Raw genomic sequence first — 17,711 nt, 5'->3', positions numbered from 1 at the left:
TTACGAATGATAACGATTAGTATTGCGGCAACTGATCGCAAGATCAGTCTGGTAATTCAAGAGCCTTAGGTCGGCTCTCGGGTTATCTCCTCATCAGGCTAATCACGGTTTGACCCGGCATTTTTTGCCGGGTCTTTTTTTTGCATTCGTTTCTATGGTGTAGAGTACCGGGCTTATTTGGCACTGCCGTACTCAGGAAACAATCGTGACTCAGACCTCTCTCAAAATCAGCGCTGATTTCGACAGCGGCAACATCGAAGTGATCGACGCCAGCAACCCATCGCACACCTTACTGGCAATTCGCCCAGACACGCTTAGCCCGCACTTTCAGTGGTTTCACTTCAAAGTTGAGAACCTGCAAATAGGTCATACGCATGCATTTAGCCTCGGCAATGCGGGTAAATCCAGCTATAGCCGCGCCTGGAGCGGCTACAACGTCGTGGCGTCTTATGACCATGAAAACTGGTTCCGCGTACCGACCACCTATGACGGCTCCTCCCTTGATTTCAGCATCGATCCAAGTGATTCGCAGATCTATTTCGCCTACTTCGAACCTTATAGCCGGGTGCGTCACGACGGGTTGATCGAGCAGGCCATCAATAAAGCCGGCCTAGAACTGATCGCGACCGGCAAGAGCATCGAAGGCCGTGACGTTCAGTTGCTGCGCAAAGGTGATGGTTCGGTGGGCAAGCGCAATATCTGGATCATTGCCCAGCAGCACCCCGGCGAGCACATGGCCGAATGGTTCATGGAGGGATTGATCGAGCGGTTGCAGGACGCCGCTGACCCGGTAATGGCGCAATTGCTGTCGATGGCCAATCTATATCTGGTGCCGCACATGAATCCGGACGGCTCATTCCATGGCCATTTGCGCACCAACGCCATGGGTAAAGACCTTAACCGTGCGTGGCAAGATTCCACCGAGGCGCTGAGCCCGGAAGTGTTTTTCGTTCGTCAGCAGATGGAGCAGTACGGTGTCGATCTGTTCCTTGATGTACACGGTGATGAGGAGATTCCTTACATATTCACCGCCGCCTGCGAGGGCAACCCTGGCTACACGCCACATCAGCAGCAACTGGAAGAGCATTTCCGCCGCCGCTTGAGCGAAATCACACGGGACTTCCAATCGCGTTATGGCTATCCCCGTGCGCGGCCTGGCCAAGCCAACATGAACTTGGCTTGCAACAGCACCGGCGAGCGCTATAAGTGCTTGGCACTGACCTTGGAAATGCCGTTCAAAGACAACGACGATGCACCGGATGCGGTGACAGGTTGGTCGGGTAGGCGCTCCAAACAACTGGCCAAGGATGTGTTGACGACAATTGCAGAGATGATTCCAGTCTTGCGTTGAAACAGTGACCGAAGATCGCTAGTGGTCAAACGTGACGAACGGTGCGCAACTCCATGAGGCCCGCCAAAGGGAAATCTCCTTCTAACTCGGCTAGGCTTGCAGTATTCATAGGTTGTGCCTGGCGGTAATGGCCGTGAACCAACACGCCTACCAACGAGCCCACCAACGGTTGGTGGCTGACCAACAGCACGTCTTCGGTCGAGTATTTATCCAACTGGTTGAGTACCATTCGCGAGTCGCTGTCTGGTGTCAGCCAAGGTACCGTCAGGATTGGTTCGCTGAAACCCAAGACCTGATGCACTAACTCAGCGCTCTGTTGCGCCCTTACATAAGGGCTGGCGATGATTCGGGTAAGCGGTTTACCTAACAGGTGCGCCGCACTGCTCAGTACTTGGCCTCTGCCATGGGGCGTTAACTCCCGCTCGGCATCACTGCGCGCCTGAGAATGAGCTTCGCCATGGCGCAATATCCACAACTTCATAGCTTCGGTTCCTCATCACGGGCCGGATGTGCTGCGGGCGGTACGCGATGTGGCACTTCACCTGCCGGGGAGCGAGCCGCTGGCCAGTCAGTGAAAGGCCACGGTTTTTCATCGCTGTGAAAGGTCCCGAACCGTCCAATTTGAGCTAGGTATTGACTGACGCTGTCACCGAAATTCATCAGACTGCCGCTCGGTGCGCCATAAGCCAATCGATAGCCCAGTTGCACCAGGACTACGCAACCGAGCACTACTTCGGCCAGTTGCCAAATGAGCACGAATAGCAGCATCCACATAACGCGCAGCAAAACTGATTCATGCTGCTTGAGTTTGGACTCGTTCAAAACTTCACCTGCTTTCTGTGGGTTCAGTAATCAGTGGCACATTTAAAACCCACTGGTCGAAATGAAATCGACATCGGTTTTTGGTTCGGCACGCATTAATACCTCAATAACCTGATTGAGCGTACGGCCCTCGAAGAGAATTGCATGCAAGCCTGCCACTAGCGGCATATAGACCTGTAGCTCATCAGATTTGACCTTAAGCACCTTCAGAGTGTTCACCCCTTCCGCTACTTCGCCCAAACGAGTTACGGCCTCTTCTAGGTTTAACCCCTGACCAAGAGCAAAACCCACCTGATAGTTGCGGCTTTTGGGCGATGAGCACGTCACGATAAGATCGCCCACACCGGCCAGGCCGAGAAAAGTCATCGGGTTGGCGCCCTGACTCACGGCGAAGCGAGTCATCTCGGCCAAGGCACGAGTTATCAACATGCTTTTGGTGTTTTCACCCATGCCCAGCGCGACGGCCATCCCGGCAATGATCGCGTAGACATTTTTCAAAGCGCCGCCTAATTCCACACCAAACCGGTCAGAACTGGCGTAGACCCGAAAGGTCCGCCCATGTAGGACTTCCTGAACTTGCTGGCAAAGGTCCTCGTCTGCACTGGCGACTACGGTGGCGGTCAGCGCATGTTCAGCAATTTCACGCGCCAGATTCGGCCCCGATAGCACACCGATGCGTGCCTGCGGAGCGATTTCTTCCAGGATCTCACTCATCAGCTTGAACGTGTGCGCCTCAATGCCCTTGGTCAGGCTGACCAGCATCTTCCCGCTCAAACGTGGCGCGTGTTCCGCCAACACTGCACGCAGCGCACTTGAAGGCAAAGCTACAAAAATGAGTTCGCTGTCGTTCAGCGTAGTCACCAAGTCCGTCAACGGCTCCACCGTCGGGTGCACTTTGATACCTTTTAGATAACGCGGATTTTCGCGGTTCACCCTTATGGCATCGGCCTGGGCGGGATCGCGCATCCACTGCCTGACTGGATAGCCGTTCTCTGCCAGCAGGTTCGCCACTGCAGTACCGAAGCTGCCGCCTCCAAGAACCGCGATAGGTCGCTGTTGAGTCATAACCAATCCATCTAGAGCCATAAGTTTGGCGGTCTCGATATTATACGGGGCCGTGCTGGCGCGACCAGCCCTGACGACAGTTCAATTGAGCAGGATCAATACCGAGCAAGTTACATGGAGTTTGCTTCCACCTCGGTTACCATGCTCGCGCAGACAGTGCTCATCAGATGCCGAAAATTTGTTTTTCGATGATAACGATCTCCCGACAATGCAGACCCTTTACGGGAAACCCAGCCAATAAGCGCCGCCTGAGAGGGAAATAGGCCAATGACGTTCCGAAATAGCTGGGGCATCAATACTCGCACGCAGATCATCAGCTTGGGCCCGGCGCTGCTGCTGACGCTATTGTTGATCAGTTTTTTTACCTTCGTGCGCATTCAGGATTTACGCCAGGAGCTGAACTACACCGGCCAACTCATTGCCAACCAACTGGCACCGGCTTCGGAATACGGCGTTATCGTTGGTAACTATGAAGTTCTGCAGGGCCTGATGCGGGCAACCCTGGCTACACCCCATGTGCGCTTTGTGGAAGTTCAGGACAACGCCAATCACGTGCTGGTGTACGTCGAACAACCGGACCTAAACGGTGCGCGACCGACTCAGGTTGAAATGTTTCAAGCGCCAATCCGCTTGCAAAGTATCAGACTGGAAGCGGACTCCCAGCGCGGCTCTACACCCCGGTCCCATCCTGAAGATTATATCGGCCGAGTACTGGTGGGCATGTCCAACGATGCATTCAGCCAGCGCCAGCAGGAGATTTTGCTTAAAGCGGCGATCCTTGCCCTTTTTGCCCTGCTGTTCACCTATATTCTGGCACGACGTTTGGCACTGAGCTTGTCGCAACCGATTAGTGACATGGTCGAAGCGGTAAAAGCTATTCAACAAGGCGACTACAGTACGCCGCTGCCCGTACCCGACGACGGAGAGCTGGGCGATTTAGCACGCCACATCAACCATTTGGCTTTCGGCCTTGAGGAGGCAAGCGGCGAACAGCAGCGAGCCATCGCGCAGTTGATCCAGACCCGAGAAGAAGCGGAGCGCGCCAACAGCGCCAAATCCGATTTTCTGGCGATGATGAGTCATGAGATTCGCACTCCCATGAACGGCGTGCTGGGGATGTTGCAGCTAATGGAGACCACTCGGATGACCGAAGAACAAGCCGAATACTCTGCGCTAGCCACCGAGTCCACCGAGCATTTACTAAGGGTTATCAACGACATTCTTGACTTCTCGCGCTTCGAGCGTGACGCCCTTGAGCTGGAGCGTATCCCGTTCAACCTGGCAGATTTGATCAGCACTTCAGCCCAGGCATTCCATCACAACGCTCACCAACGCGGCCTGTCCCTGGAATTAAAAACGCCGCCAGGCTTGGACGTGCTGGAAGTCTTGGGCGATCCGACGCGGATTCGCCAAATTCTGGTTAACCTGATCGGCAATGCGATGAAGTTCACCGAGTTGGGCAGCGTTCAAGTGGAAACCCATTGGGAGCTGCTAGACCACGAATTGATATGGTTTACCTGCATCGTCCGCGACAGTGGCATCGGTATTTCTGCCGAACGTCTTGAGCTAATGTTTAACGCCTTCCAGCAAGCAGACAGTTCCATTTCCCGGCGCTATGGAGGCACCGGATTGGGTCTGCCGATCGCTCGGACACTGGCCGAACGCATGGGCGGAACATTACGCGCGAAGAGTGAAGAAGGAATGGGGTCGGTCTTTACCCTAGAGATTCCGCTAACGTTGTACCACCATCAAAAAATCGAAAAAATCATCCCGGCCTTTATTGGTAAGGATGACGGTAATAATCAACAGGTTCTGCTAGTCGAAGACAACCCTGTTAATCAGACAGTCATTGAGGCAATGCTGCGCAGTCTGGGCTTCAAGGTCAGCGTGGCAAATGACGGCGCGCAAGCAGTGAAGATTGTCGAGTCAAACTATTTTGCCGTGATTTTGATGGATTGCCGCTTACCCGTGATCGATGGCTACGAAGCCACACGACAGATCCGGCAATTGCCGAGGGGCGCCGACGTGCCGATCATCGCCCTGACCGCTAATGCCCTTCACGGCGACCGCGAGCTCTGTTTACAGGCGGGGATGAACGATTATTTGGCTAAGCCATTCAAACGAGCTGATCTCCAGCATATTCTTCAGCATTGGCTACCCTTTCCAGCATCTGCGACTGGCGATAAATGATAAATTGCGGCAGTCTTGTTCGCCAATTCAGCGAGTAAAAGCTGGTTGGATTATGAGTTCAGTGCACAAGTGTGCTTTCATTCCGCTTGTGCTGTGACTTTCACTACAACGCAATAGTCTATGAGTAGGCTGACGGCTGAGATCTGGCGCGTCATCCGGCCAGGACTTGTTATTGGGGCACTTTATGCCCCCACCTGCCGCACAAGATTATTGAGGAGCTCGCATGACCCAACAAAACGCCTATACCCGGGAAGACCTGCTGCGCTGCAGTCGCGGCGAGCTGTTTGGCCCAGGTAATGCGCAACTGCCCGCCCCTAACATGCTGATGGTGGACCGCATCACCCTCATCAACAAAGAGGGTGGCAAGTATGGCAAAGGTGAATTGGTCGCCGAGTTGGATATTAATCCCGACCTGTGGTTTTTTGCCTGTCACTTTGAAGGCGACCCTGTAATGCCAGGTTGCCTGGGCCTTGATGCCATGTGGCAACTGGTTGGCTTTTACCTTGGCTGGCAAGGCAACCCTGGCCGCGGACGCGCCTTGGGTTCAGGCGAAGTCAAGTTTTTCGGCCAAGTGCTACCGACTGCAAAAAAAATCACTTACAACATTCAAATCAAACGCACCATGCGCGGCAAACTGGTCCTGGCGATTGCCGATGGCACCGTGAGCGTCGATGGCCGCGAAATTTACAGCGCCGAAAGCCTACGTGTCGGCCTGTTCACTTCCACTGACAACTTTTAAGGGTATCCGCATGCGCCGCGTCGTTATCACTGGTCTGGGCATTGTTTCCTGCTTGGGCAATGACAAAGACACCGTTTCCGCCAACTTGCGTGCAAGCCGCCCTGGCATCCGTTTTAATCCGGAATATGCCGAAATGGGTCTGCGCAGCCAAGTTTCCGGCTCCATCGACCTTAACCTTGAAGAGATGATTGATCGCAAAATCTATCGCTTCGTCGGCCATGCTGCGGCTTACGCCTATCTGGCCATGAAAGATGCCATCGCTGATTCAGGCCTAAGCGAAGATCAAGTATCCAACCCGCGTACCGGCCTCGTTGCAGGCAGTGGCGGTGCTTCGACGCTGAACCAGATGGAAGCGCTAGATATATTGCGCGAAAAAGGCGTCAAGCGCGTTGGTCCATACCGCGTCACTCGGACCATGGGCAGCACCGTTTCTGCCTGTCTGGCAACCCCGTTCAAGATCAAGGGTCTGAACTACTCAATCTCTTCCGCCTGTGCAACCAGTGCTCACTGCATCGGCACAGCCATGGAGCAGATTCAGATGGGTAAGCAAGACATCGTTTTCGCCGGCGGAGGTGAAGAAGAACATTGGAGCCAATCGTTCCTGTTCGACGCCATGGGCGCGTTGTCTACTCAATACAACGAAACCCCAGAAAAAGCCTCCCGTGCATACGACGCCAAGCGTGATGGTTTCGTCATTGCAGGTGGCGGCGGCATGGTTGTAGTTGAAGAGCTGGAGCACGCTCTTGCGCGAGGCGCGAAAATTTACGCCGAGATCGTTGGCTACGGCGCTACGTCCGATGGCTACGACATGGTCGCACCGAGCGGTGAAGGCGCGATCCGCTGCATGCAGATGGCGATGTCTACCATTGAAGGACCGATTGATTACATCAATACCCACGGTACCTCTACCCCGGTAGGCGACGCTAAAGAAATGGAAGGCGTGCGTGAAGTCTTCGGTACCAACGCACCCGCGATCAGCTCGACCAAAAGCCTGTCGGGTCACTCGCTGGGCGCCGCTGGCGTGCACGAAGCAATCTACTGCCTACTCATGATGGAAGGCAACTTCATTGCCGGCTCCGCCAACATCGACGAGCTGGACCCGGTAGTAGCCGACATGCCGATCCTAACCAAGACCCGGGAGAACGCAAAGATCGACCAGGTTATGAGCAACAGCTTCGGTTTTGGTGGCACAAACGCGACGCTGGTACTGAAACGCTGGCAGGGCAAGTAACATTCTCCTGCATTGAACACGGCACCTTCGGGTGCCGTTTTTCTGCCGGTGATTTGTACACGTTGGTCGCCTTGTAAAAGCGTGAATTGTAGTAAAGGATATAAACGAACTTCGATCCTATGGCACCCTGCTCTGCTTACAGTGCAAGAACCCAGATAAAGGAAACGAAACACCTGCACTCTGTCCCTTCGGGGGCCTGATGACAGAACTCTGGTGCATCCTAGCGGATTCCAGTGGCACTGGCTTTTCATCTAAAAGGGATGTCATGGAAGCAACCAACCTTAATGGCGACTTGATCGCCCACGTCATGCGCAATAAACGCGTGGGTCGATTAATACGGTCAAGCACGCCTAGGTTATTGTTAATTTCAGCGGTTTTTTTTCTCTCTTCATTTCCGAGTTATGCCCAGGAGTTACCGAGATCATCTTCACGGGTAGACGCCGAAGACAACCACGCCTTTGTCGTCGAAGCCAAACAGATCGTTGCAAAGGCTACCCGGGAAACAGTTCAATGGAATGGCCCTTCGACAGGTCCGCCAGCACCCAAGGGCAAGGTCATTGCTTTGGTGACGGAAGACCTTCGCAACGGCGGGATTATTGGCGTTGCCCAAGGCGCACGCGAAGCAGCGATTGCAATGGGGTGGACGCTAAAGGTATTCGACGGCGGAGGGACGTCAAGCGGACGTACCAAAGCGCTAGGTGATGCACTGGCGATTAAACCAGACGGCCTCGTGCTATGCGGTTCTGACGCCGTTGAAAACAACTCGGCATTGGCTGCTTTTGCGGGGTTGGGCAGCCCGGTTGTTGGCTGGCACACCGCTGCGCAATCCGGCCCTGTCGCCGGCACGCCATTGGCAATGAACGTCACCAGCGAACCCATAAAAGTCGCCCAACTCGCAGCTCTCGCGGCAGTGGCTCAATCCGACGGACACGCAGGCGTGGTGATCCTGACGGACAGTAAATACAGTATCGCGACGGCCAAGGCCAAGGCCATGGAAGAAATCATACGCGCTTGCAAAGACTGCACGTTGCTGGAAGTGCGTGACGTAGCGCTCGCGGACAGCAGCGAACGTATGCCTGCCATAACTAATCAGTTACTGCGGCAATATGGCAAACGCTGGACACATACCCTAGCAATCAACGACCTGTACTTCGACTACGCCATCACTGCGTTGACCGCTGCGGGGATACCTGCCGACGGACTCAGCTTGATTTCAGCTGGCGATGGTAGCGCGTCCGCCTTTCTACGCATTCAAGCAAAGACCTACCAAACCGCCACGGTCGCAGAGCCGCTGAACCAACAGGGCTGGCAGGTGATGGATGAGTTGAACCGCTTGATTGTCGGTCAAGTAGTCAGCGGTTTCGTGGCGCCGATCCATCTGGTGAATGTCGATAGCACTGGCGCAGCCGGTAGCAGAAATTTTCAATATGACCCCGAAAATGGCTACAGGGACAGGTACCGAAAAATATGGAATCCCTGACAATGGCACCGGCGCTGCGAGTTAACACTGCTTATCAGCGGTTGATACCGCAATCACTGCGCGCCCAGTTTTCCCTTGCCCTGCTGGCGCTGGCGCTGCTAATCCTGGCGGGTGGCGCAACGGCGGTCTATGCCCTGCGCAGTGCAAACAATGCAACCCACCAATTGACGCAAGAACGGCTAATGCACATGCAGGCAGGGCAGGACATGCTGCAAAACACATTACTGATCGAGCGCCAGACCGACCAGTTGTTGACCACCACTTCGTTTGAAACCTTACGTTCGACCTACGCAAAAATGATTGAACAGCTTGAGGCCGTCGACTACTCAATGCTGCAACTGTCAGACACTAGCAACGGGCTCGCGGTGCTTGATCTGCACCAGTCCAGCCAGCTGTTTCGCAATACCGCCAACATCGTTGCGCAATTGCGCGAGGGCGTGCTGCAGACTGAAGTAGCTTTCGATATGGCGCTCGACGATCGAACCGCACTTCTTAAGCACACCCGCACCGCCAATAGCCTGGAGCTGGCAGTGCTGCTCTACAGCCTGCCGTCAGCAAATGATCCAGACGTCGTGCGCGACTTGCGCGCGTCGTTCATCAAAAAAGGTGAAACCACTGGATCATTGCCTGAACTGATCCGTGACGACCTGATCGCCCTGGACTTGCAACCACCGGGTAACGTTGATGCTGGCGCGCACGATCTATTTTCTTTGCGTCTGAAATTGATCAACCAACGTCAGGCCCTGCAACGGTTTCGTGACGAACTGCAAAATCAAGCGCGCGCATTGGTGCATGCAGCACAGGTGCAATCTGGCGTATTTACCCAGGAATATCGCCTCGCCGTTCAGCAATTGGTCGACGCGTCCACTCGCAGCCAACGCTGGATTCTGGTCATCCTGGCGGGCAGTTTGTTAATTGCAGGGTTTGTAGCACGTGTCTTCATGGGTAGACGGGTATTGGTGCGTTTGAATGAAATTAGCCGCCAATTACGTCAAGGCCGGATTGACGAACACCAGTATTCCCTGGGCGTGAATGAAAGGGATGAAATCGGCGCCATGGCCGGTGCCGTGAGTCAGTTTCTCAGCGACCGTCAGCAATTGGAGAACCGCACTGCACAGCTGAGCGCTGCTCAAGAGCGGCTCGCCCTACAGAATACTCAGTTGCAACAAGAGGTCGTCACCCGTACCGGGCAAAGCCATGTGCTTGAGCTGATAGCAACCAGCACTGAATTAGAGGCAGTTTTGGACTCTCTGGCTCGGGTGATTGAATCCCAGCTGGAGGGAATGATGGTGTCCATTCTGCTATTGGACGAAGATGGCGAGCACCTGCTACACGGTGCAGCCCCCAGCTTGCCGCATGACTATGTTCAGGCAATCAATGGCGTCGCCATTGGCCCCCGCGTGGGTTCGTGTGGCACCGCCGTGTATCGAAGGGAACCCGTCATTGTCTCGGACATCGAACAAGATCCCTTGTGGACCGACTATCGCGAACTTGCTATTACGCACGGTATCAGAGCGTGCTGGTCAACGCCGATTTTATCCCGCGAGCGCGAGGTGCTTGGCACGTTCGCCTTATACTCAAAGACCGTGCGCAGCCCATTGGCAACCGAAATACAATTGCTAGACGGCGCCACGCAGCTCGCTGGCATCGCCATCGAACGCAAGCACACGGAAAATCGTATCCGCTACATGGGCGATCATGACGCGTTAACCGGTCTGCCAAACCGCCTACTGCTGGAAGACCGGCTTAAACAAGCCATCATTTATGCTCAGCGTTTCGGCCGTTTAGTCACCGTGGCGTTTATTGATCTGGACAAATTCAAACTGGTAAACGACAGCCTGGGCCATAGCGCTGGCGACGAGCTCTTGAAAACCGTAGCCAGCCGGATGGTCAAGTCAGTAAGACGCACCGACACCGTTGTCAGGCTGGGGGGAGATGAATTCGTTATTATCCTGTTTGACCAGCCTTCGGACGCCGAGGACATCACGTCAGTCCTGCAGAATATTCAAGAATCCATCCTGCAACCGATTCACCTCAGCGGGCACACGCTCCACGTCACGTGCAGTATGGGCTTGGCAACCTACCCCGCTGATGGTATCGACACCGACACGCTGCTTAGGAACGCAGACGCCGCCATGTATCGTTCAAAAGAGATGGGACGCAACGGCTACCAGTTTTACACCCACGAGATGAACACCAGACACCAAGGCAAACTTGCCCTGCAAGACGGGCTGCGTAACGCTATCGAAAACGAAGAGTTCTTGTTGCTCTATCAGCCTCAAATAGACTTGCATACTGGTCAAATTATTGGTGTGGAAGCGTTGATTCGCTGGCAACACCCGGACCTGGGAATTGTTTCTCCCATCAAGTTCATCTCTCAAGCCGAAGAGACAGGGTTGATTGTTCCTATTGGTGACTGGGTGATCCACAGTGCGTGCCTTCAGGCTAAAGCTTGGCAAGATGCTGGGCTGCCTCCTATTACCATGTCAGTCAATATCTCCGCCCGTCAGTTTATCGAAAGGGATTTGATCCACCGAGTCGAGCACGCCTTGCTGGAGAGCAATTTGGAGCCAATGTACTTGGAGCTAGAACTGACAGAAAGCTTGATCATGCAAGATCTGCAGCAAGCCATCAGCAAAATGGAGAAGCTACAGGCTATGGGGGTGCGGCTTTCTATAGATGACTTCGGCACTGGCTATTCGAGCCTTGCAGCGCTGAAAAGCTTCCCTATCGTGCGCTTGAAAATCGATCAATCATTCATCCGAGACCTTCCCGATAACGAAAATGACAAGGCTATCGCAACGGCAGTCATATCACTGGGGCATAAGCTTAACCTCAAAGTCATCGCCGAAGGGGTCGAAACCGAGGCACAGCAGGTGTTTCTACGGGAGAACGGTTGCGATGAAATGCAAGGATATTTATTCAGCAAACCTGTTCTTGCTCGAGAAATCGAGCAGCTGTTCAAACCGAAAAACCTAAGCGCCGAAGCCCACCGTGGCTAACCACGATATGTACTTCGAACTTAAGCCTTGAGGAGCGATGAAGGTCAAGACGGCCTCTACACAAGAGCCGCCAATATCATCCTTTGAACACTTCATCTAGCAAATTATGCATTGACGCAAAGGCGCGTTTTGCAGTCTTGGCGTCGTACATCATCTTGCCCGCTACGTTAGCATGCGGGTCAGTAAACGAATGTACTGCGCCGCCGTAACTCAGCAATTGCCAATCCACGCCCGCCGCATTCATTTCTTCTTCAAACGCTGGGAGCTGTTCTTTCGCCACCAAGGGGTCAGAAGCGCCGTGCAAAACCAATACCGAGCCTTTGATGTTGTTAGCATCGGCCGGATTAGGCGTATCCAATGTCGCGTGGAACGTGACGGTGGCTTTCAGATCAGCACCGCTGCGCGCCAGCTCCAAGGAGCAGCAACCACCGAAGCAAAAACCAAAAGTTCCCAGCTTGTTGTTGTCGACTGGGGCATTCGCGTGCGATTTAAGTGCATCGAGAGCCGCCAACATACGCTTACGTACCAACGCCCGATCATTCTTCAACGGCATCATGGCAGCGCCTGCTTCATCGCCGTTCTGCGGACGTATTCCCTGTCCATAGAGATCAGCAAGTAGAACTACGTAACCTTGTTCGGCTACCGATTGCGCAATCTTCTCTGCACCTTCGCTGACGCCCATCCAGTTCGGAGCCATGACCAGGCCCGGACGTGAGGATGTATCACTGGAATCAAACGCCAGACGGCTTTCGTAGGATTGGCCGTCAACTTGGTAAACCACGGAATGAACGGTGACGTTACTCATTTGCAGCCCTCAAAAAAAACAATAAAAAAACCCGCCGAAGCGGGCTTTTCGCTGGTGTTTAAACCGACAACTCTACCAGTAACTTGTTTAGTCGACGAACATAAGCGGCGGGGTCCTTCAGGCTATCGCCTGCAGCCAATGCCGCTTGGTCGAACAAAATATGTGATAGGTCATCAAATCGCTCTTCACTTTGCTCAGCATCGAGCTTGGCAATCAGCGGGTGAGCGGGGTTGAATTCAAAGATCGGCTTGGAATCCGGAACCTTCTGACCGCTGGCTTCAAGGATCTGGCGCATTTGCAGGCCCAGATCTTGTTCGCCGATTGCCAGAATCGCCGGCGAGTCGGTCAAACGGTGGGAAACCCGCACTTCGCTGACAGCCTCGCCTAGCGCGGCTTTCAGACGCTCGATCAGACCTTCTTTATCCTTGGCGACTTCTTCTTGGGCTTTCTTGTCCTCTTCGGAGTCCAATTTGCCAAGATCCAAGTCACCACGCGCTACGTCGACAAACCCTTTGCCGTCGAAATCGCTGAGGTAGCTCATCAACCATTCGTCGATGCGGTCAGTCAACAGCAGCACTTCAATGCCTTTCTTGCGGAAGACTTCCAGATGCGGGCTGTTTTTAACCTGAGCGTAGGTTTCGCCGGTCAGGTAATAGATCTTGTCCTGACCTTCCTTGGCGCGGGCCAAGTACTCGGTCAGTGCGACGACTTGTTCGCCACCGTCTTCGTGGGTCGATGCGAAACGCAGCAAGCCAGCGATTTTTTCCTTGTTGGAGAAATCTTCTGCCGGGCCTTCCTTCATGACCTGGCCGAAGTTTTTCCAGAAGCCTTTGTATTGATCAGGCTCGTTTTTCGCCAGTTTTTCCAGCATGTCCAAGACACGCTTGGTCAGCGCCGATTTCATCGAATCGATGATCGGGTCTTTCTGCAGAATTTCCCGCGAGACGTTCAACGACAGGTCATTGGAATCGACCACGCCCTTGATGAAGCGCAGGTACAGCGGCAAGAACGACTCAGCTTGATCCATCACGAAAACGCGCTGCACGTACAGTTTCAGACCGCGGGGTGCTTCACGCTGATAAAGATCGAACGGAGCACGGGCTGGCACATAGAGCAACGAGCTGTATTCCAGCTTGCCTTCAACCTTGTTATGGCTCCAGCTCAGCGGGTTTTCGAAGTCATGGGCTATGTGCTTGTAAAACTCCTGGTATTCCTCGTCCTTCACCTCGGTGCGAGGACGGGTCCAGAGCGCACTGGCGCGGTTAACGGTTTCCCACTCCACTTCAGGCGTGGCTTCACCTTCGGCAGCGGCCTGTTCTTTTGGCAGCTCAATGGGCAACGCGATGTGGTCAGAATATTTCTTGATGATGTTGCGCAGACGGTAACCGTCGGCGAATTCATCTTCAGCGCTTTTCAGGTGCAAAACGATGCGCGTACCACGATCAGCCTTTTCGACGGTAGCGATTTCAAATTCGCCCTCGCCTTTTGAAGACCAATGCACGCCTTCGCTTGCAGGAATGCCAGCACGACGGCTGAACACTTCAACCTTGTCGGCAACAATGAACGCCGAGTAGAAGCCAACACCAAACTGGCCGATAAGGTGTGAATCTTTTTTCTGGTCACCAGACAGATTCTTCATGAAGTCCGCAGTGCCCGACTTGGCGATGGTGCCCAAGTGAGTAATCGCGTCTTCACGGCTCATGCCGATGCCGTTGTCTTCGAGGGTGACGGTTTTCGCGTCTTTGTCGAAGCTCACACGGATTTTTAACTCAGCACCGCCTTCGAGCAGGTCCGGTTTGGACAAGGCCTCGAAGCGTAATTTATCAACGGCGTCAGAGGCGTTCGAGATCAATTCGCGAAGGAAAATTTCCTTGTTGGAATACAGCGAATGGATCATGAGGTGCAGCAGCTGCTTCACCTCGGTCTGGAAGCCCAGGGTTTCCTTTTGAGTTTCCACACTCATGGTCATCAAACTCCAATCAGATGGCAAAAGCCGCGTACACAGCGGCGGGATGTCATCAAGGTGGGGGCTGGGTATCAGATTTCAAGAGCTTGAGTTGTTTGATCTACGATTCTTCAATTTTGAAATGAGCCCGCGCAGTGGCAATCGGTTCGGTAGAAAGAGTTTGCCAGGCAGTAACAGCAACGTTTGCAACCCGCCGCCCTTGACGCCAAACCTGACATTGCGCGTAAGTATCGCGAAAATATCCGGCGCGAAGGTAGTCAACCGAAAAATCGATGATTTTCGGCACCGCTCCCGAATCAGTAGCGATCAGTAAGTGCATGGCCGCGGCAAGCTCCATGAAGCCCGCGATGACACCGCCGTGAATGGCCGGCAACAGCGGGTTACCAATGTTGTCGCCGTTAGCGGGCAGACGAAAAATCAAAACGCCGCCCCGCCGGGTACATTCGATACCGATCAGGCGGGCGTAGGGAATCATTTCGAATAAGGATTCATAGCTATTGTGCTGATGAGCCAAACGAACTTGCGCCTTAAAATCGATGGTCATAGCGCTAAGCCCTCTGTGGATCGCTTAACTGGATGGCGCCATTGACGCTTTTGCCCATGCGCATAAAGGTTCCGACTACATGGGCAATGGGGCGTTGGGGGTCGTCCTGATAGGCAAATCCACGGGTGAAAATTACATCACTGGTAACTCGATAACACTGGGCGAATCCGTAAACGTCTTTGTGCGGTTGCGCCGAATGCATGTAGTCGATGCGCAGGTCGAGGGTTGGACAGACTTCAAACTTGGGCAATACGCAAAGGATGGCTATTGCGCAGGTACTGTCCATCAGCGACGTTAACGCACCGCCGTGAATGGCTCCCGTTTCGGGGTTTCCGACGATTTGTTCACTGTAGGGAAGGATTAGGGTCATACCGTCGGCGTTCGCGGTATGGACGCGCATTCCCAGTACCTGACAATGCCTAAGCACCGAAACAAATTGCACTGCAATGTCGAAAATCGAATTTTCGCTCATCAGTTAAACTCTTGTTTTTGGTAGGCCCAGCATAGCCGCAGCGCAAAGCGGTTGACACAGCAACTCATAGATATCTATAGGGATGTTGAACTTAACTCACTGAGTCACGCTCGAAAGGCCAGTAGATATGTTCAATAAGGAGAAACAACCCATGCGTAAATCTTTATTCGTTGTCCTGATGCTCTCTGCCACCCTTGGTTTGGCCGCTTGCGATAAATCCAGCGAGAACAAACAACAAGAGGCCAATAAAGCCGCTCAGCAGTCTCAAGATTCGATGAGCAAAGCCCAAGATAAAGTCAACGATGCCGCCAAAGAGAGTCAAATGGCCGCTCAGAAAAATGCCGAAGCCGCCCAAGAGCGCGCTAAAGAAGCCAACTCCCAAACTCCGGCTCCCACTACCACTAAATAAATCAGTCGTTCTTAACATCTTAAAGCCCGCCATGTGCGGGCTTTATTCGTTAGGCTAGCGCAGGGCGCTTTCCCAGTAGACGGTCGAACGCAACTGCGCCTATCAATGTGATCATCGTCGGCACTAGCCATGCCAGCCCTTGGTCACTCAACGGCAAATGGATCAATTGGCTAGGTAGTCCATCGCTAAGCCCGGCACCTTTTAGGGCATCAATAATGCCAAACACAAGCGACACCAACATCACCGGTGCCACAATCAGACGCTGCGAATACCAGAAATTTTTACAAAAGCTCAGCCCCACAAGCACGATGCAAGGCGGGTAGATCGCAGTCAGTACCGGAATTGAAAACTGAATCAACTTGGTCAGGCCCAAGTTTGATACTAACAACGAAAATACTGCCAGCATGAGCACGAGGTTTTTATAAGACAACGGTAATATTGCGCTGAAGTATTCGGCACATGCGCAGGTCAGACCGACTGCGGTGACCAAACACGCCAGTGAAATCAGCACCGCAAGGAAGCCGCTGCCCAATGAGCCAAAGGTGTGTTGCACGTAGGCGTGAAGCACCACCGCGCCATTGCCCGCCCCCGCAGCAATGACGTGACTGCCGGAGCCCAGACGAAACAAGCTTATGTAGACCAGTGCCAGCCCTACCCCGGCAATCAGACCGGCAATAATGGCGTAGCGAGTGATCAACTGTGGCGAAGTGACCCCGCGCGAGCGAATGGCATTGACGATGACAATGCCAAATACCAGGGCGCCCAAGGTGTCCATGGTCAGGTAACCGTTGATGAAGCCCTGAGAAAACGGGGCGACCACATACGCGGGCTCTGCAATACCCACATCTCCCGCCGGCAAAGCAAAGGCCGCAATACCCAACATTGCCAGTGCAAAAATTTTCATCGGCGCCAGAAAACGACCCACCGTGTCGAGCAGCCGACCGGGATACAGCGATACCCAGAACACCAAGATGAAATACACCAGACTGTACAGAAACAACGCCAACGGACCGTCCCCGGTCAGCGGTGCAAAACCGACTTCGAACGACACACTGGCAGTGCGCGGCGTGGCAAAAAGTGGGCCTACAGCCAAATAGCAGACTGCCGCGAGAATACCGCCGGCAACTTTACCGATTGGGCTGCTCAAAGCATCCATAGCGCCGCCGACTTTAGCCAGCGCAACGACGGTAATAACCGGAAGACCTACTGCCGTGATCAAAAAACCTACCGCTGCCTGCCATACGTGCGGTCCGGCCTGAAGTCCGACCATAGGCGGGAAGATAATATTGCCGGCCCCGACAAACAGGGCGAACGTCATAAAGCCGAGTGCCAGGATGTCCTGACCTTTCAACACTTTCATTACGGAGAACACCACATTGCTGAATCGGGGCGACGCAAAACGGCGGCTAGCCTAACGAATTAGGCTACTAAGCGCACTATTAAGGTGCGTAAAGTCCCATTAACGACAGATAGTGTCGTATTTTGGATATTCCGCAAAAATTAATTGAATGAAGGAAAAGCAGACACACTGAAATTAGGCGCGGTGTTTCTGCGATTATCGCCAACACGTTAAACCTTACAGAGGACCGGCAGTCTGTGGGGTTAAAACCCAGACGCACAAAGGCCACCCGAAGG

General features: G+C 53.7%; 15 protein-coding genes. 7 read left to right on the top strand and 8 right to left on the bottom strand.

Going from position 1 to position 17,711, the window contains the following annotated elements; translation table 11 throughout:
* Window positions 1-205 precede the first annotated feature (205 nt).
* The gene (locus tag RGW60_RS05930; protein ID WP_407074077.1) at window positions 206-1,351 is read left to right on the top strand and encodes a M14-type cytosolic carboxypeptidase; all 1,146 of its coding nucleotides are present in this window, start codon (window positions 206-208) and stop codon (window positions 1,349-1,351) included.
* A gap of 25 nt (window positions 1,352-1,376) precedes the next feature.
* Here the strand turns inward: RGW60_RS05930 and sixA are convergent, their stop codons facing one another.
* Genes sixA through RGW60_RS05915 form a run of 3 tightly spaced genes read right to left on the bottom strand, consistent with a single transcriptional unit; the run spans window position 1,377 to window position 3,238 of the window.
* Entirely contained in the window at window positions 1,377-1,832 is a 456-nt protein-coding gene (sixA, locus tag RGW60_RS05925; RefSeq protein WP_322202997.1) for a phosphohistidine phosphatase SixA, read from the bottom strand.
* Window positions 1,829-2,173 carry a DUF4389 domain-containing protein gene (locus RGW60_RS05920; protein ID WP_322202996.1) on the bottom strand — a complete coding sequence of 115 codons (345 nt, stop codon included), beginning with the start codon at window positions 2,171-2,173 and terminating at the stop codon, window positions 1,829-1,831. The genes sixA and RGW60_RS05920 overlap by 4 nt, the downstream gene beginning before the upstream one ends.
* 42 nt (window positions 2,174-2,215) lie before the next feature.
* Window positions 2,216-3,238: an NAD(P)H-dependent glycerol-3-phosphate dehydrogenase gene (locus tag RGW60_RS05915; protein ID WP_322202994.1), complete on the bottom strand. Its 1,023-nt coding sequence runs from the start codon at window positions 3,236-3,238 to the stop codon at window positions 2,216-2,218.
* A gap of 267 nt (window positions 3,239-3,505) precedes the next feature.
* On the opposite strand from RGW60_RS05915, the gene RGW60_RS05910 reads away from it, so the two are divergent.
* The 5 genes from RGW60_RS05910 (at window position 3,506) to RGW60_RS05890 (ending at window position 11,880) form a co-directional block, all read left to right on the top strand.
* Complete coding sequence (locus tag RGW60_RS05910; RefSeq protein WP_322202993.1) at window positions 3,506-5,428, top strand: response regulator; 1,923 nt, start codon at window positions 3,506-3,508, stop codon at window positions 5,426-5,428.
* Between the two features lie 223 nt (window positions 5,429-5,651).
* Window positions 5,652-6,167, top strand: coding sequence for a 3-hydroxyacyl-[acyl-carrier-protein] dehydratase FabA (gene fabA / locus RGW60_RS05905; protein WP_322202992.1), 516 nt, complete (start codon window positions 5,652-5,654; stop codon window positions 6,165-6,167).
* Window positions 6,168-6,177: 10 nt separating this feature from the next.
* Complete coding sequence (gene fabB, locus RGW60_RS05900; protein ID WP_322202991.1) at window positions 6,178-7,398, top strand: beta-ketoacyl-ACP synthase I; 1,221 nt, start codon at window positions 6,178-6,180, stop codon at window positions 7,396-7,398.
* A 265-nt stretch (window positions 7,399-7,663) separates the two neighbouring features.
* Entirely contained in the window at window positions 7,664-8,878 is a 1,215-nt protein-coding gene (locus tag RGW60_RS05895; RefSeq protein ID WP_322202989.1) for a substrate-binding domain-containing protein, read from the top strand.
* Entirely contained in the window at window positions 8,866-11,880 is a 3,015-nt protein-coding gene (locus tag RGW60_RS05890) for an EAL domain-containing protein (RefSeq protein WP_322202987.1), read from the top strand. The genes RGW60_RS05895 and RGW60_RS05890 overlap by 13 nt, the downstream gene beginning before the upstream one ends.
* Before the next feature lie 76 nt (window positions 11,881-11,956).
* Here the strand turns inward: RGW60_RS05890 and RGW60_RS05885 are convergent, their stop codons facing one another.
* From RGW60_RS05885 to RGW60_RS05870, 4 genes are all read right to left on the bottom strand, one after another.
* A complete protein-coding gene (locus RGW60_RS05885; protein WP_322202986.1) occupies window positions 11,957-12,685 on the bottom strand; it encodes a dienelactone hydrolase family protein in 729 nt (242 codons plus the stop codon).
* A 58-nt stretch (window positions 12,686-12,743) separates the two neighbouring features.
* Window positions 12,744-14,648, bottom strand: a complete 1,905-nt coding sequence (gene htpG / locus RGW60_RS05880) for a molecular chaperone HtpG (RefSeq protein ID WP_322202985.1) — start codon at window positions 14,646-14,648, stop codon at window positions 12,744-12,746.
* A 103-nt stretch (window positions 14,649-14,751) separates the two neighbouring features.
* Entirely contained in the window at window positions 14,752-15,195 is a 444-nt protein-coding gene (locus RGW60_RS05875; protein WP_322202984.1) for a PaaI family thioesterase, read from the bottom strand.
* A 4-nt stretch (window positions 15,196-15,199) separates the two neighbouring features.
* Complete coding sequence (locus RGW60_RS05870) at window positions 15,200-15,667, bottom strand: PaaI family thioesterase (RefSeq protein WP_322202983.1); 468 nt, start codon at window positions 15,665-15,667, stop codon at window positions 15,200-15,202.
* Between the two features lie 151 nt (window positions 15,668-15,818).
* Between RGW60_RS05870 and RGW60_RS05865 the strand changes: the two genes are divergently transcribed.
* Window positions 15,819-16,076 carry a hypothetical protein gene (locus RGW60_RS05865; RefSeq protein ID WP_322202982.1) on the top strand — a complete coding sequence of 86 codons (258 nt, stop codon included), beginning with the start codon at window positions 15,819-15,821 and terminating at the stop codon, window positions 16,074-16,076.
* 49 nt (window positions 16,077-16,125) lie between these two features.
* Here RGW60_RS05865 and brnQ read toward each other — a convergent pair whose 3' ends face one another.
* Window positions 16,126-17,436, bottom strand: coding sequence for a branched-chain amino acid transport system II carrier protein (gene brnQ / locus RGW60_RS05860; RefSeq protein ID WP_322202980.1), 1,311 nt, complete (start codon window positions 17,434-17,436; stop codon window positions 16,126-16,128).
* Window positions 17,437-17,711: the final 275 nt, after the last annotated feature.

The organism is Pseudomonas sp. AB6 (assembly GCF_034314105.1).
In the GTDB taxonomy this organism is placed as follows: domain Bacteria; phylum Pseudomonadota; class Gammaproteobacteria; order Pseudomonadales; family Pseudomonadaceae; genus Aquipseudomonas.
This window is presented reverse-complemented; position numbering and strand designations above follow the sequence as displayed.

What these genes read in the sequence shown, in the direction of transcription:
- sixA (WP_322202997.1), bottom strand. Translation starts at nt 1,832, where the DNA reads ATGAAGTTGTGGATATTGCGCCATGGCGAAGCTCATTCTCAGGCGCGC.
- RGW60_RS05915 (WP_322202994.1), bottom strand. Translation starts at nt 3,238, where the DNA reads ATGACTCAACAGCGACCTATCGCGGTTCTTGGAGGCGGCAGCTTCGGT.
- RGW60_RS05910 (WP_322202993.1), top strand. Translation starts at nt 3,506, where the DNA reads ATGACGTTCCGAAATAGCTGGGGCATCAATACTCGCACGCAGATCATC.
- fabA (WP_322202992.1), top strand. Translation starts at nt 5,652, where the DNA reads ATGACCCAACAAAACGCCTATACCCGGGAAGACCTGCTGCGCTGCAGT.
- fabB (WP_322202991.1), top strand. Translation starts at nt 6,178, where the DNA reads ATGCGCCGCGTCGTTATCACTGGTCTGGGCATTGTTTCCTGCTTGGGC.
- RGW60_RS05895 (WP_322202989.1), top strand. Translation starts at nt 7,664, where the DNA reads ATGGAAGCAACCAACCTTAATGGCGACTTGATCGCCCACGTCATGCGC.
- RGW60_RS05890 (WP_322202987.1), top strand. Translation starts at nt 8,866, where the DNA reads ATGGAATCCCTGACAATGGCACCGGCGCTGCGAGTTAACACTGCTTAT.
- RGW60_RS05885 (WP_322202986.1), bottom strand. Translation starts at nt 12,685, where the DNA reads ATGAGTAACGTCACCGTTCATTCCGTGGTTTACCAAGTTGACGGCCAA.
- htpG (WP_322202985.1), bottom strand. Translation starts at nt 14,648, where the DNA reads ATGAGTGTGGAAACTCAAAAGGAAACCCTGGGCTTCCAGACCGAGGTG.
- RGW60_RS05875 (WP_322202984.1), bottom strand. Translation starts at nt 15,195, where the DNA reads ATGACCATCGATTTTAAGGCGCAAGTTCGTTTGGCTCATCAGCACAAT.
- RGW60_RS05870 (WP_322202983.1), bottom strand. Translation starts at nt 15,667, where the DNA reads ATGAGCGAAAATTCGATTTTCGACATTGCAGTGCAATTTGTTTCGGTG.
- RGW60_RS05865 (WP_322202982.1), top strand. Translation starts at nt 15,819, where the DNA reads ATGCGTAAATCTTTATTCGTTGTCCTGATGCTCTCTGCCACCCTTGGT.
- brnQ (WP_322202980.1), bottom strand. Translation starts at nt 17,436, where the DNA reads ATGAAAGTGTTGAAAGGTCAGGACATCCTGGCACTCGGCTTTATGACG.